At 63.1% G+C, this 13805-nt stretch carries 13 protein-coding genes; 4 read left to right on the forward strand and 9 right to left on the reverse strand.

All coding sequences use genetic code 11. The annotated features are described in order from the left end of the window. Nucleotides 1-25: 25 nt before the first annotated feature. The 6 genes from M3P21_RS18440 to M3P21_RS18465 all read right to left on the reverse strand — a co-directional run bounded on the left by M3P21_RS18440 (nucleotide 26) and on the right by M3P21_RS18465 (nucleotide 7331). Nucleotides 26-2443: a GcvT family protein gene (locus M3P21_RS18440; protein ID WP_249712375.1), complete on the reverse strand. Its 2418-nt coding sequence runs from the start codon at nucleotides 2441-2443 to the stop codon at nucleotides 26-28. Nucleotides 2444-2528: 85 nt separating this feature from the next. Then, nucleotides 2529-3284, reverse strand: a complete 756-nt coding sequence (locus M3P21_RS18445) for an HpcH/HpaI aldolase family protein (protein WP_249712377.1) — start codon at nucleotides 3282-3284, stop codon at nucleotides 2529-2531. 70 nt (nucleotides 3285-3354) lie between these two features. Continuing rightward, a complete protein-coding gene (locus M3P21_RS18450; RefSeq protein ID WP_249712379.1) occupies nucleotides 3355-4674 on the reverse strand; it encodes an HlyC/CorC family transporter in 1320 nt (439 codons plus the stop codon). A gap of 62 nt (nucleotides 4675-4736) precedes the next feature. After that, a complete protein-coding gene (locus M3P21_RS18455; protein WP_249712431.1) occupies nucleotides 4737-5681 on the reverse strand; it encodes a tyrosine recombinase in 945 nt (314 codons plus the stop codon). Nucleotides 5682-5683: 2 nt separating this feature from the next. Continuing rightward, entirely contained in the window at nucleotides 5684-7192 is a 1509-nt protein-coding gene (locus M3P21_RS18460; RefSeq protein ID WP_249712382.1) for a hypothetical protein, read from the reverse strand. Next, nucleotides 7182-7331, reverse strand: coding sequence for a hypothetical protein (locus M3P21_RS18465; RefSeq protein ID WP_249712384.1), 150 nt, complete (start codon nucleotides 7329-7331; stop codon nucleotides 7182-7184). The genes M3P21_RS18460 and M3P21_RS18465 overlap by 11 nt, the downstream gene beginning before the upstream one ends. 79 nt (nucleotides 7332-7410) lie before the next feature. Here M3P21_RS18465 and M3P21_RS18470 point away from each other — a divergent pair, with 79 nt between their 5' ends. Then, on the forward strand, nucleotides 7411-7998 hold the full coding sequence (locus M3P21_RS18470) for a shikimate kinase (RefSeq protein WP_249712387.1): 588 nt from the start codon (nucleotides 7411-7413) through the stop codon (nucleotides 7996-7998). Continuing rightward, nucleotides 7999-9111: a 3-dehydroquinate synthase gene (gene aroB / locus M3P21_RS18475; RefSeq protein ID WP_249712389.1), complete on the forward strand. Its 1113-nt coding sequence runs from the start codon at nucleotides 7999-8001 to the stop codon at nucleotides 9109-9111. A gap of 6 nt (nucleotides 9112-9117) precedes the next feature. Here aroB and M3P21_RS18480 read toward each other — a convergent pair whose 3' ends face one another. Beyond that, nucleotides 9118-10188: a site-2 protease family protein gene (locus tag M3P21_RS18480; protein ID WP_249712390.1), complete on the reverse strand. Its 1071-nt coding sequence runs from the start codon at nucleotides 10186-10188 to the stop codon at nucleotides 9118-9120. 12 nt (nucleotides 10189-10200) lie between these two features. Further along, nucleotides 10201-10713, reverse strand: coding sequence for a single-stranded DNA-binding protein (gene ssb / locus M3P21_RS18485; protein WP_249712392.1), 513 nt, complete (start codon nucleotides 10711-10713; stop codon nucleotides 10201-10203). A 211-nt stretch (nucleotides 10714-10924) separates the two neighbouring features. Between ssb and M3P21_RS18490 the strand changes: the two genes are divergently transcribed. Together M3P21_RS18490 and M3P21_RS18495 are read left to right on the forward strand one after the other, a co-directional pair. Next, on the forward strand, nucleotides 10925-11503 hold the full coding sequence (locus M3P21_RS18490; RefSeq protein WP_249712394.1) for a lytic transglycosylase domain-containing protein: 579 nt from the start codon (nucleotides 10925-10927) through the stop codon (nucleotides 11501-11503). An 85-nt stretch (nucleotides 11504-11588) separates the two neighbouring features. After that, nucleotides 11589-12770, forward strand: a complete 1182-nt coding sequence (locus M3P21_RS18495; RefSeq protein WP_249712396.1) for a cytochrome-c peroxidase — start codon at nucleotides 11589-11591, stop codon at nucleotides 12768-12770. Between the two features lie 13 nt (nucleotides 12771-12783). On the opposite strand, the gene M3P21_RS18500 is transcribed toward M3P21_RS18495, so the two are convergent. Further along, complete coding sequence (locus tag M3P21_RS18500) at nucleotides 12784-13743, reverse strand: LysR family transcriptional regulator (RefSeq protein WP_249712398.1); 960 nt, start codon at nucleotides 13741-13743, stop codon at nucleotides 12784-12786. Between the last annotated feature and the right edge of the window lie 62 nt (nucleotides 13744-13805).

A 13805-nucleotide genomic window follows, 5' to 3' on the forward strand; every position in this document is an offset into this window, starting at 1 on the left:
ACCATGGCCATCGCGCGCGGCTTTGTCACCCGCGCAGGCGGGTACCGTCAGGATCGAAGAGCGGCTTGTCCAGAACACGCGCCTTGCACATCTGGCCGAGTATCTCGATCTCGACCTCGAGGCCGGGGGCAACACGTTCGCAGGGCAGGAATCCCAAGGCGATGGATGTCTGTGCATGATGCGAATAACCGCCAGAGGTGCAGAACCCGACCACAGCGCCATTCAGCCAGATCGGTTCATAGCCCTGCACATCGGCGTCCAGCGCCGCGACCTCAAACGCGCACAAGCGGCGCGCAGGGCCGGTTTGGCGTTCCGTTTCTGCAGCTGTTCTGCCAATGAAATCAACTTCTTTGCCGAAAGAGATAAACCGGTCCAGCCCGGTTTCCGCCGCCGTGTAATCGGGCGAGAATTCGGCCATCCACGAACCGAAGAACCGGTCCAGCCGCAGGCTCATCATGGCGCGCATCCCGAAGGGTGTGATGCCGTGATCCTGTCCCGCCTGCCACAGCGTCCACCAGAGTTGCCGTTGCGCCATTTGATCGCAATAGATCTCATACCCAAGATCGCCGGTATAGCTGACGCGCTGCACGATGCAGTCCGTCATGCCGATCACCATGGGGCGCACATCGAGAAAACGCAGGCTGCTCACGTCCTCGCGGGTACAGGCGGCAAGAACGTCGCGGGCCCGCGGGCCTGCGATCTGGAACCCGTTGCAGGTATCGCTTATATTCTGGATGGTTACGCCGCTAACTTCGTGCTTTTGAAACCAGCGCATGTGAAAGGCCTGCGCGCCGTATGAGGCGGTCAGCCGGAAGTCGCGCTCATTCAGGCAGGAGATCGTGAAGTCCCCGATCAGCTTGCCGTTCGGGGACAGCATCGGGGTCAGTGACAGGCGGCCGGGCTGTGGAACACGTCCCGCCATGATCCGGTCGAGCCAGGCCCGCGCACCGGCGCCCCTGATCCGGTACTTGCCGAAATTGTGGACCTCGTTGATGCCCACGCCCGCGCGCACGGCGCGCACCTCGCGGGCTGTTGCCTCAAACGCGTCCGAGCGGCGGAAAGACGGGGTTTCATAAGTCGGTTCTGCAACTTGGGCGAAGTAATTCGCCACCTCCAGCCCGTATTGCTGGCCCCAGACCGCGCCGAGATCGCTGAAGATATCATACATCGGCGTGGTGCGGTTGGGGCGCGCGGCGGGCAGTTCCTCGTTCGGATAAGAGACCGAGAAGCGTTTCTGGTAATTCTCGATCACCTTGGGCCGTGTATAGCCGGGGCTGATCCAGTCGCCGAAGCGAGCCACATCCATGGCAAAGACATCGCGTTCCGGCTCGCCCTCGATCATCCATTGCGCCAGCGTCAGACCGACACCGCCGCCCTGGCTGAAACCGGCCATCACACCGCAGGCCGACCAGTAGTTGCGAAGGCCCGGCACCGGCCCGACCAGAGGATTGCCGTCGGGCGCAAAGGTAAACGGCCCGTGGATCACCGATTTCACCCCGGCCTCGGCCAGAACTGGGAAACGTTTATACGCAAATTCAATGCTGTCGGTGATTTTGTCGAAGTTGTCCGGCAATAGCTCATGACCGAATTCCCAGGGCGTGCCATCCACCGCCCAGGGCTTGCAGGGTTGTTCATAAAACCCGATGCACAGGCCCCGGCCTTCCTGCCGCAGATAGCTTTCGCCCGCCGGGTCCATCACATGGGGATGCTCGCCGCCACCATCTATGATCGCTTCGATCTCGGGGATGTTATCTGTGACGATGTATTGATGCTCCATCGGGTGCAGCGGGAAATAGATGCCCGCCATCGCACCAACCTCACGCGCCCACAGGCCACCGGCATTCACCACATGCTCGGCATGGATCGTGCCTTTGTCGGTGACCACGTCCCAGCTGCCATCGGGGCGCTGGTTGGTCTCGCGTACCATGCAGTGGGTCTCGATCGTGGCGCCGCCCATGCGCGCCGCCTTGGCGTAGGCATGGGTGGTGCCCGACGGGTCCAGATGCCCGTCCAGCGGATCATACAGCGCGCCGAGGATACCATCCGTGTTGGTCACGGGGGCGATTTTGGCGATCTCATCGGGTCCGACGATTTCGGTTTCCAGCCCCATGAAGCGGTGCTTGGCCCGTTCGGCCAGCAGCATGTCGAACCGGTCCTGATTGTCGGCCAGGGTCACCCCGCCCACATGGTGCAGCCCGCAGGACATGCCGGTGATCTCTTCGAGTTCCTTGTAGAGCCGTATAGTATAGCCCTGCAGCGCGGCCATGTTGGTGTCGCCGTTGAGCGTATGAAACCCGCCCGCCGCGTGCCATGTGGACCCTGAGGTCAACTCCGAGCGTTCCAGCAGCATCACGTCCGACCAGCCCAGCTTGGTCAGGTGATAGAGGACGGAACATCCGACGACGCCGCCACCGATGACGGCCACTCTGGTGGTGGTTTTCATGCGCTAAACTCCGGTCATTTGGACCAGTTTGGGCGGCGTTGATCTCATGGGCTGTTCGGATTGCGACATCACCGTGTCGCGTCGGTCAGCCCGCGCACCATGAGGTCATCTCGGCCGTTTGCTGTTTCAGCCACAACACGTCGAACCCGGCGATGACCCGGTGGCCGCGTTCGAACAGCGCCGCCGCCTGCGTCGCGTTCAGCGCGGCACCTCCCAGGGGCAGCCCGGCGCGCAGCGCGGCTTCTTCGATGATCTGTTGGGCGCGCAGGTAATCGGGGTGGTCGAACTGGCCGCTGATCCCAAGCGAGGTGGTCAGATCAAACGCGGCCACCACCAGCAGGTCGATCCCGTCGACCGCGCAGATCGCATCGATATTCGCGACCGCTTCGGCGGTTTCGATCAGCAGGCAGCAGACCAGATGATCCTCGATTTCCGCGCGATAGCCGGTCAGGGAGGTGCCCCAGCGGGACTGCGCGATGAACGGACCAAACCCGCGTGTGCCGCGCGGCGGATAGCGCAGGCTGGCAACGGCGGCGCGGGCATCTTCGGCATCGCGGATCAGTGGAAAGACGATCCCCTCGGCCCCCATGTCGAGCACGCGTTTGACCTGCGCGGGGTCATTCTGGGCGACACGGACCATTGGGGCGCACTCAGTCCCGGCAGTGGCCGCGATCATCGCGTGGCATGTGCCATGATCCACCGCGCCATGTTCCATGTCGATCATGACGAAATCCATCCCCGACGCCGCAAGCGCCTGGGTCACGATCGCGGACGGGATGGTGCAGATCGCGGATGTGAGCCGGCGCGCCGGGTCGCTGAGTTTCCGTTTCAGGCTTGGCATAAGGGGTCCTCCTGTCGCCAAACTGACGCAAGCAAACCCGCCTGACCACTGAAATCACATTCGTGGAGGCTCAGCTCGCCAGGCGCAGGGGGCGGATCTTCAGCTCGGTCACCCGGTTGCCTTCGCGCGCGGTGACCTCGAAGCGGAAATCGTGGAACGCAAAGACCTGGCCCACGATAGGGATCATCTGCGCCTCGTGGATAACCAGACCGGCGACGGTATTGGCCTCTTCGTCGGGCAGATGCCAGTCGGTGGCACGGTTCAGGTCGCGGATCGTCATCGCGCCCTCGACCAGATACTGGCCGTCTTCGGCCTTCTGAATCTGGATCTCTTCGTCCAGATCGAACTCGTCGGTGATCTCGCCGACGATCTCCTCCAGAATATCCTCGAGTGTGATCAACCCGCGCAGCGAGCCGTATTCGTCCACCACCAGCGCAAAGTGGCTGCGCATGCGCAGAAATTCCCGCATCTGGTCGTCCAGCGTGGTGGTCTCGGGTACGAAATAGGGATCGTTTGATACTTTCGAGATGTCGAAGTTGCGCAGTTGATCGGCGTCACCACCCGCGCCGCCGACCTGCGCATACATGGCGCGGAACAGGTCCTTGGCATGGACCACGCCAATGATGTTCTCGGGCTCGTCGCGAAAGACGGGCAGGCGGGTATGAGGGCTTTGCAGGCATTGTTCCAGGATCGCCTCGGGCTCGGCGGCGGCGTCGATCATCTCGATATTCGAGCGGTGCAGCATGATTTCCTCGACCGCCCGGTCGTTGAGGTCGAGCGCGCCCAGAATGCGGTCGCGGTCCTCTTTCTCGACGACGCCTTCGGAATGGCCCAGTTGCAGCGCACCGGCGATCTCTTCGCGCACCGCAAGGATGCGACTATCCGGGTCGATCCGCACCCCGAACAGCCGCAGCACCCCGCGCACGAACAGGCGGACCGCGCTGACCATGGGGGCAAACAGCGTCACCACTATGCTGATCGGTCGCGACACCAGCGATGCGGCCTCTTCGGCATTGGTGATCGCATAGGTCTTGGGCAGCACCTCGGCAAAGATCAGCACCAGCAGCGTCATCACCAGCGTCGCCAGTGCCACGCCGCTTTCGCCGAAGATGCGGGTGAATAGCGCGGTGGCCAGCGAGGCAGCCAGAATGTTGACCAGATTGTTGCCCAGCAGGACCGAGCCGATCAGCCGCTCATTGTCATCGGTGATGTTGAGCGCCCGCTGCGCCCCGCGATTGCCCTTGTCGGCCTGCGCCCGCAGCTTGCCGCGCGAGGCTGCGGTCAACGCGGTCTCGGAGCCGGAAAAGAAGCCGGAGAGGATGAGCAGAAACAGGATTGCGCCAGAGGTGATCCAGAATGCGCTGTCGATCACGGAAGGGGTCGGGTCCATTGGTCCTAGACTATCATAGATACATGCCCGTTATGGGCACCATGTTCTGCTCGTTCAAGAGCTTAACGCGGTTTCTTCGACAGGGGGTGGTGATCCAGCACCAGCTCGGCCAGCCGTTCGTCCAGAACATGGGTGTAGATTTCGGTGGTGGCGACGTCTGCGTGGCCCAGAAGCGTCTGGATCGACCGCAGATCGGCGCCATTGGCCAGCAGGTGGGTCGCAAAGGCGTGGCGCAGGGTGTGTGGCGTGACCTTGGCCGGGGACACGCCGCCTGCAACGGCCAGTTCCTTGATCAGCAGATAGAACCGGTGCCGGGTCAGATGCCCCAGCTTGCCGCGCGACGGGAACAGAAAGAGCGAGCGGGGTTTGCCTTTGGTGGCGCCCAAGTCCTCGGCCTCGTCGCGCAGGGTCAGCCAGACGGCGAGCGCGTCGCGGGCGGGAGGGGACAGCGGCACCATGCGTTCCTTGCCGCCCTTGCCCCGGATCAGCAGCATGCGCGGGTCGCCGCGCGCAGCCGACACCGGCAGCGACACCAGTTCGGTCACCCGCATTCCGGTGGCATAGAGCAGCTCCATCAGGCAGGTGTTGCGCACGCGGTCCGCTTTGCCGCGCCCGGTCTCGCGGGCGGCGGCGAGCAACCTGTCGACCTCGACCACCTCCAGCGTCTTGGGCAGCGATTTCTGCCGCCCCGGACCGCGGATCTGAATGGCCGGATTGTCGCTGCGCCAGCCTTCCTCGAAGGCGAAGCGGTAGATTTGCTTGATCGCCGACAGCCGTCGGGCGCGGGTCGCGCGCGACAGGCCCTCGGCATCGCAAGCGATCAGATAGGCCTCGACCTGATCGCGTTCGGCGCGGGCGAAATCGAACTTCTTGCGGATCAGCCAGGCGGAGAAATCCTGCAAGTCGCGGCCATAGGCCAACAATGTGTTGGTGGCGGCCCCCAACTCGGCAGCCTGCGCTTCGAGAAAGCTGGATATCCAGAGGTCCTGTGTCTGCGGTGCTGTCATGGTCATCCCCGATCCAGCAGCATCAGCTGCAGGCCCGCTTGCCGCGCAGTGTCCTCCAGACCCACCGCGCGGAACAACGCGATCGCCGCCGTCAGATCGGCGGGGTTGCCGCTCGCGCCGTCCCCGAACAGGATCATCGCCTCGAGAATGGCCTCACCCAATCGCCCGCCATTGATCATGTCCTGCAACTCGGGGCGCAGCGGCGGTGCGGCGAACCCCTCGGCGATGGCCTGACCCGTGGTGTCGGGCGCGGTCAGGTCACGCGGATTGCCATTGGCGAGCGCGGCCAGAAACAACGAGGCCGCCGCCCCGTCCGAGGCCCGTGGCCGCGCGCCCGCAAGCAGCGCAATTTCCCAGGTCAGACGGGTGGCATCGGGGTCGGTGAACGCGATCTGATCCAGCTGCTCGGAGAACAGCTCGGCAAAGGGCACCTCAAGCTGGACCTCGCGCATGGCGGACCAGGCAGCGGGCAGGGTTTTGGCCACCGCTTCGGGGCTGCCGCTTTGCAGGGCCTTGTCGAACCGCCGCAGGGCATCCACCCGGTCCCAGACCCCACCCGAGGCCGAAGCTTTGCGTTCGGTATAAAGCCCCAGCAGATGGTTCGGTGTCAGCGCGCCGATCCGTGTCAGCCGCTCGGCGGCTTCCAGTTGCGCCTTCCAGCCCGCCACATCGCGCAGATCGGCGGTCGCAAAGGCGCGCGGCATCGGTGCGGTTGGCAACCGCTCGCCGATCGTCTCATAGAGGCGGAAGGTCAGCGGGTCGGGCGCATCGGGCCGGGGCAGGGGTGGTGCGCCCTCGAACAGGTCGGGGCTGAGGAACCGGTCCATCAGGTCTAGCCGGTCAGGTTCAAGCAGCTCAAGTGCGTGGGCGGCCTCCAGCGTCAGGGCGGCGGCTGGCCAGTCGCCGCGGCGCGCCTGACAGAAGATCAGCGCGCCATAGCCGGGCGACAGATGGGGGGCCGAGGCCAGCACCTCGCAACTGCGATCCTCGTCACCGGTCAGCAGTGTCGCGTCGAACCAGCGCCGAAAGCGGTCGGCATTCCGGGTCGCCCCGGCCACCTGCGCCAGATTCTGCGCTGGATCGGTCGCGCCCAGATACAGCAGCCGGTCAAGCCGGGCGAGCAGCAGGATTTCTTCGGCTCCGGTGCCCGCAGGGGCCGTCGCCTCGGTCAGCAAGAGCGAATAGAGCAGCTTCTGCATCGCCGGCGAGTTGCGCACCGGCACCTGCGCGATCAGTTGCGCCAGCCGCGCCGGATCGCTGCCGCGCCACAAATCCACTGGCAGGCCGGTCACCGCAGACGGCACCAGCCCGATGGCCGGGCTGGGCGCATCCAGTGGCCGCACCGCGATCTCAGGTTGCCGTCCCACAGTGGTCACCGGCGGTTCCATCAAAACCGTGCCCGGAAGCGTCACCGGGGGCGGGTCATTCAGCCACTCGATCGCGGACAGTGGATGTTGCGCCGATGCCAACACCGGCAGCGCGGCAAGGAGCAGCGCAAGTCTAGTTCGCATCCAGTGTCACCGGTTGTCGCACCTCGCTCTGCGGGGCGCTGAAATCCACACCGAAGAACGGGCCAAGATAGGCATATCCAATCAACCCGAGGAAACACAGGCAGATCACGTATAGCAAAAATTTAATCAGACGGCCCATAGCTGCAACTGCCTCTTTTCGTCGTTTTGCCCCAAGTTATAGCTAGCCTTTTTCACAAGATCACGTCATTCAAGGGCAAATGAGCGAAATTGAGCACAACCTGGCCAAATCTCCTTCGCATGGCGTATGGCGGCTGCACAAGACGGTGGTTATGGTCGGCATGATGGGAGCCGGGAAAACCGCTGTGGGCCGGGCGCTTGCGCAGCGTCTTGCGGTCCCCTTCCTGGACAGCGACGCCGAGATCGAATCAGCTGCAAACATGACAATACCCGAAATTTTCGCCCGTGACGGCGAGCCGTTCTTTCGCAGCAAGGAAAGCCAGGTGATCAGCCGGCTTCTGGAGGAAGAGCGCGGGATACTCTCGACCGGTGGCGGTGCGTTCCTGTCCGAATCCAACCGCGCGATAATTTCCGCGCGCGGTGTGTCGGTCTGGCTGAATGCCGAGCTTGGCGTGTTGTGGAACCGGGTGAAACACAAGGACACCCGCCCGCTGCTGCGCACCGACGATCCGCATGCGACGCTGGCCGCACTTTATCAGGCGCGGGTGCCGCTTTATGCCAAGTCGGATCTGAGTGTGGTGTCGGATGGCGAGGCCGCGATCGAACAGATGGTGGACCGGGTGATCGGGGTGCTTGAGACCCGGCCCGACGTGTTGGAACGGAACTGAATGCAAGAAACGGTGTATGTGGACCTGGGCGACAGGTCTTATGATGTTGTGATCGGCCCGGATCTGCTGGCCGAGGCAGGCGTGCGGATCGCGCCGATGCTGCGGCGACCGCGGGTGGCGGTTGTCTCGGATGAACAGGTGGCGGCACTGCATCTTGCAGGGCTGCGCGCCGGTTTGGCCGCAGCGGGGATCGAGATGGTCTCGCTGGAACTGCCCGCCGGAGAGGCTACCAAAAGCTGGCCGCATTTCGAACGCACGGTGGAATGGCTGCTGGGTGAGAAGGTCGAGCGCAACGATCTGGTCGTGGCCCTTGGCGGCGGTGTGATCGGCGATCTGGTGGGTTTTGCGGCAGCGGTGCTGCGCCGGGGCGTGCGCTTCGTGCAGATTCCAACCTCGCTGCTGGCGCAGGTGGACAGTTCGGTGGGCGGCAAAACCGGCATCAACGCGCCGCAGGGCAAGAACCTGATCGGCGCTTTTCATCAACCCTCGCTGGTGCTGGCCGATACGTCGGTGCTGCAGACTCTGACCCCGCGCGATTTCATCGCCGGTTATGGTGAGGTGGTAAAGTATGGCCTGCTGGGCGATGCGGCGTTCTTCGACTGGCTCGAGGTGAACGGACTGGCGCTGTCGGCGGGCGACATGGGTGCACGGGTGCAGGCAGTGACCCGCTCGGTACAGATGAAGGCCGATATCGTGTCCCGGGACGAGACTGAACAGGGCGACCGTGCGCTGCTCAACCTCGGCCACACCTTCTGCCACGCGCTGGAGGCGGCCACCGGCTATTCCGACCGTCTGCTGCATGGCGAGGGCGTTGCCATCGGCTGCGCGCTGGCCTTTGAGCTGTCGGCGCGGTTGGGGCTGTGCCCGCAGGAGGAGCCCAGCCGGGTCCGCGCGCATCTCAAGGCGATGGGAATGAAGACCGATCTGGTCGATATTCCCGGCGAGTTGCCCGGGGCCGAGGCGTTGCTGGAGCTGATGGCGCAGGACAAGAAAGTGATCGACGGTCAATTGCGGTTCATTCTGGCGCGTGGTATCGGGCAAGCCTTTGTCACCTCGGACGTGCCCGCCGATGCGGTGTATCAAGTGCTTGAAGATGCACTTGCAAGCCGTTGAAAATATTCAACGTCCCCGGATCACCATCAACTCGCCCACATTCTCGCGGGTGATATAGCCCAGCATGATGCCGTTGCTGGCGCAGACGGCAACCGCCGGGGCGCCTTCATGCAGTGCGGCCAGCACGGTGTCCAGCTTGGCGGTCAGGGCAACGCGGGGGATGTCCTGCTCCATCACCGAGCTTGCCGGGGTCGTGCGGGGCTGATCACTGGCCAGCGCCGCAAAGAGGCCCGCGCGGGTCACGAAACCCAGCAGCGCGCCCGACGTATCCACCACCGGAAATTCATGCTGCGTGGTGCGGATCACCGCCTGGGCTGCGGAATTCAGGGTATCTTCGGGTGTCAGTTTCTCGAAGCTGGTGATCATCGCATCGCGTGCCACCAACCGGCGCGAGATCGCACGCATGGCGACATCCTGGCTTTCCGCACCGGCCGCAAAAAACACGAAGACCGCAATCAGCACCAGAACCGGGCTGCCCGTGCTGAGCCCATAAAACCCCAGAGCAATGGCCAGACCCTGACCGGTGAGCGCCGCCACCCGCGTGGCCTTTGCCCGGTCCATCCACAGGCTGAGAGCGGCGCGGAACACCCGCCCGCCATCCATCGGAAAAGCCGGGAGCATGTTGAACACCGCAAGAAACAGGTTCACCAAAGCCAGACGGCTCCAGAAATCGGAACCAAGACTCTCGACACCGCTGAGCGTGTCAGGCCCGATCCGCGCGCCCAGCACGAACAGCAGCGCGCAGATCACCACATTCACTGCCGGCCCGGCCAGGGCCACTGCGATCTCTTCGCCCGGTTTTTCGGGCATCCGCTCCAGCCGGGCCAGACCGCCGATCGGCAACAGGGTGATGTCGGGGGTGCGGATGCCAAAGCGGCGCGCCATCAGCGCATGGCCGAACTCATGGGCCACAACACAGGCGAACAGCGCCAGCACGAAGAGTATGTTCCAGGCGGCGCCAAATGCGCCGCCGCTGCCATAAGCCGAAAACCCGACCCAGGCGATCAGCAGAAAGAACGTGACATGGACCCTGAGTTCCGATCCCAGCAGACGGCCTATCGGGAAGGACCATGTCACCTTTGTCGGGTCCTAGAACGGAATCTCGTCATCGTCGATCCCGCCCGAGGCCGGGGCAGGGGCGCTGCCGCCGCCACCGCGCGAGTCGCCATAGCCGCCGCCCTGCGGTCCGCTGTCATAGCCGCCCTGACCACCGCCATAGCTGCCACCACCACCGCCGCCGCCGCCTTCACCGCGGCCGTCCAGCATGGTCAGTGTCGAACCAAAGCCCTGCAGCACAACCTCGGTCGAATAGCGGTCCTGACCGGATTGATCCTGCCATTTACGGGTCTGCAACTGGCCTTCGATATACACTTTCGAGCCTTTGCGCAGGTATTGCTCGGCAACGCGGACCAGACCTTCGTTGAAGATCGCGACCGAGTGCCACTCGGTCCGCTCGCGCCGTTCGCCGGTATTGCGGTCTTTCCAGTTCTCCGAGGTGGCAATGCGCAGGTTGCAGACCTTGCCGCCGTTCTGGAATGATCGAACTTCGGGATCGCGGCCCAGATTTCCGATAAGAATGACTTTGTTGACCGAGCCTGCCATGGCTTTCCCCATCTGTTGTTTTGTCTTGGTGTCGCGAATCTGCGCGATCCGTCGCGGAGACCCTATACGGAGCGCAGCAGGCTTGGAACACCATATGCAGGGGTCGCGGACATCCAAGGTCACACCCTCGGGTGGCGCGGGGCGGATGCCTTCCAATTTCTCTGGGAATATGTATAGTCCCGCGTCGAGGTGTAGGTGACGGGCAGTGAGTATGCGCAGGTTTTTTTCGGGGCTTGTTGTTGTGTGTGTTGCGGTGTCGGCTGTGCCGGCGGCGGCGGACATGTTCGGAACCAAGAACCGCAGGGACCTGTTCAAGAACCAGGCGAAATTCCTCGATACACGCGGGGCCAGCCAGTACGAGAATTCGGTGCGTCTGCGACCGCCTTCGGCGCATAAAAGCTTCAATCAGCGCTATACCGGCAATTACCGGGGCCAGTACACCGCCATGGCACGGGATGCCGCGCGGCGCCACAATGTACCCGAAGAGCTGTTTCTGCGTCTGGTGCAGCAGGAAAGCAACTGGAACCCGCGCGCCAAGTCGCACAAGGGGGCGCTGGGGCTGGCTCAGCTTATGCCAGCGACCGCACGGTCCTTGGGCGTGAACCCGCATGATCCTTACGAAAACCTCGATGGCGGCGCGCGTTATCTGTCGATCCAGTTCCGCGAGTTCAAATCCTGGCGTCTGGCGCTGGCTGCCTATAATGCGGGGCCGAAAGCAGTTCAGAAGCATGGTGGGGTGCCACCGTACAAAGAAACCAAGAATTACGTGAAAAAGATCTGGGGCGGGTGACGCAGGTTTGCGTTGAATCAAATCCTGATTGATTTTATCTGGTATACCGAAGCCAAATTCTTATCGCTTCGGAGACCTTATCCTCATGCGACCGATTCTTATCGCCGTGATCTTTGGCCTGACCGCCGGGACGGTTCATGCCGAGCCGCAGACCAGTCTGGAAGCGCTGGGAGAGGCGCTGTTTTTTGACACCAACCTGTCGGCCAACCGCACCATGTCCTGCGCCAGCTGCCACGACCCGATGTCGGGATTCGCCGATCCGCGCGAAACCGATCTGGGCCGGGCGGTGTCGCTGGGCGATGACGGGCACTCGCTGGGCGACCGGAACGCGCCGACCGCCTCTTATGCCGCGCTGGTGCCGGGCCTGCACCGCACCAAGGATGGCGTCTGGGCCGGGGGGTTGTTCTGGGACGGGCGTGCAGCCACGCTGGAGGATCAGGCTGGAGGGCCGCCGCTGAACCCGATCGAGATGGGTATGCCCGACAAGGCCGCAGTCGTCGCGCGGTTGCAGGAGAACCCCGATTACGTCACCGCCATGCAGAGCCTGTTCGACGCGGCGGTGTTTGACGATGCGGAACAGGCCTATGCAGCCATGACCTCGGCCATTGCCGCGTTCGAGCGCACCGAGGTCTTCGCGCCGTTTGACAGCAAATATGACCGGTTTCTCAAGGGCGAATACCAGCTTACCCAGGAAGAGGAACTGGGCCGTCTGCTGTTCTTCTCGCAGCAATTCAGCAACTGCAACCAATGCCACCAGCTCAAGCGCAGCGAGATCGACCCAGGCGAGATCTTTACCAATCACGAATATCACAATATCGGCGTGCCCACCCACGCGGCGGTGCGCGCCCGTAACGGCGTACCGGCTGATCTGGCCGATGCCGGGCTGCTGGCCAATCCGGCGATTGACGATCCGGCGCAGGAGGGCAAGTTCCGGGTGCCCACCTTGCGCAATGTCGCGGTGACCGGGCCTTATATGCACAATGGAGTCTTTGAGGATCTGCGCACCGTTGTGCTGTTCTACAACAAATTCAACACCAAGGCCGCCGCCCGTCAGATCAACCCGGAAACCGGCGCGCCCTGGCGTGACCCGGAAGTGGCGCGAACCCTGTCGGTCAAGGAGCTGACCGACGCACCTGCACTGGACGATCAGCGCATTGATGCGCTGGTGGCGTTCCTGAAAACCCTGACCGATGCGCGGTACGAATATCTGATCGGATTTGAGGATGGCATGCAGTGCGGCAGTACCTGCGCGCTTCCGTCGCCGTAGAAGGATGGCGGTTTCAGAGTTGCGCCGCGGAGGGTAGCGCGGGCCGGGCAACGGGATTGGCGGCGCGCTGTTCGATCCATTCAAAGACGAGGTTGGGACCCCGTCGCGTGCTGGAGCGATCGCGCGACATGACATAACCGGCATTGCTGACCACAACATCCTCGGTGGCCTGCACCAGCAGGTTTTGCCGGCACAGCCCGTCCACCAGCCCCAGCCATCCCAGCGCAACGCCGTCCCCGGCAATCGCTGATTGGGTGACCATGTCGTAATTGTTGAAACTGATATAGTTCTTGGACCGCGCGCCCGAGATGCCCAGCCCGTCAAACCATCCCTGCCATGTCTGCCAATGCGCCGATGGCGGTTTGGACAGGCTGAGCAACTGCAGGTCCAGCAAATCCGCAGCAGCGGGGATCGGTCCGTTCCGGGCCAGAAAATTCGGGCTGCAGACGGCAGCAACTCGCTCGCGCAGCAGCGCCACCTGTCCTTTGCCGATCGTGCTGAAGGACTGGACATGGATATTGATATCCCAATCCTCGGCGCTTTTGTCAGGCGGGGATTGCGAGGCCAGAATCTGGATCTCGATCTCGTCGCCCAGTTCGTTGCGCAGTTCCGATAATTGCGGCAGCAGCCAGAAGGTCGCGAAGGCAAAATCCGACGAGATGCGCACGCGCGGTTTCGACTTGCGCTCCAGCAAGGCGGCGACCGAGTCGCCCATCTGCGTCATGGCAGGTCGAACCACTTTCAGCAGGCGCGCCCCTTCGTTGGTCAGGGTGACGCCGCGATGCTCGCGCTTGAACAGGGCGACGCCCAGCTCAACCTCCAGCCCCTTGATCTTCTGCGATATGGCAGATTGCGTCACCCCCAGCGCCTCGGCCGCGCCAGAGAGGTTTCCGAACCGCGCGACCAGCTCGAACGCATGCAGCGCGACGAGCGAATGGCCAAGTTTCCTATTAACCCTGCTAATGTCAGTCATAAACAATTTACTACTGCAAAAGCACACCCGACTGTTAATAAAATTCGCTAAGGTAAAAAAAT

Origin of the sequence: Ruegeria spongiae, from assembly GCF_023502395.1 — a bacterium.
Lineage (GTDB): Bacteria > Pseudomonadota > Alphaproteobacteria > Rhodobacterales > Rhodobacteraceae > Ruegeria_C > Ruegeria_C spongiae.

Excerpts from the sequence above, each read along its gene's own strand:
- M3P21_RS18470 (WP_249712387.1), top strand. The coding sequence starts at position 7,411 with ATGAGCGAAATTGAGCACAACCTGGCCAAATCTCCTTCGCATGGCGTA.
- M3P21_RS18495 (WP_249712396.1), top strand. The coding sequence starts at position 11,589 with ATGCGACCGATTCTTATCGCCGTGATCTTTGGCCTGACCGCCGGGACG.
- M3P21_RS18465 (WP_249712384.1), bottom strand. The coding sequence starts at position 7,331 with ATGGGCCGTCTGATTAAATTTTTGCTATACGTGATCTGCCTGTGTTTC.
- M3P21_RS18490 (WP_249712394.1), top strand. The coding sequence starts at position 10,925 with ATGCGCAGGTTTTTTTCGGGGCTTGTTGTTGTGTGTGTTGCGGTGTCG.
- M3P21_RS18440 (WP_249712375.1), bottom strand. The coding sequence starts at position 2,443 with ATGAAAACCACCACCAGAGTGGCCGTCATCGGTGGCGGCGTCGTCGGA.
- M3P21_RS18500 (WP_249712398.1), bottom strand. The coding sequence starts at position 13,743 with ATGACTGACATTAGCAGGGTTAATAGGAAACTTGGCCATTCGCTCGTC.
- M3P21_RS18445 (WP_249712377.1), bottom strand. The coding sequence starts at position 3,284 with ATGCCAAGCCTGAAACGGAAACTCAGCGACCCGGCGCGCCGGCTCACA.
- M3P21_RS18455 (WP_249712431.1), bottom strand. The coding sequence starts at position 5,681 with ATGACAGCACCGCAGACACAGGACCTCTGGATATCCAGCTTTCTCGAA.
- aroB (WP_249712389.1), top strand. The coding sequence starts at position 7,999 with ATGCAAGAAACGGTGTATGTGGACCTGGGCGACAGGTCTTATGATGTT.
- ssb (WP_249712392.1), bottom strand. The coding sequence starts at position 10,713 with ATGGCAGGCTCGGTCAACAAAGTCATTCTTATCGGAAATCTGGGCCGC.
- M3P21_RS18460 (WP_249712382.1), bottom strand. The coding sequence starts at position 7,192 with ATGCGAACTAGACTTGCGCTGCTCCTTGCCGCGCTGCCGGTGTTGGCA.
- M3P21_RS18450 (WP_249712379.1), bottom strand. The coding sequence starts at position 4,674 with ATGGACCCGACCCCTTCCGTGATCGACAGCGCATTCTGGATCACCTCT.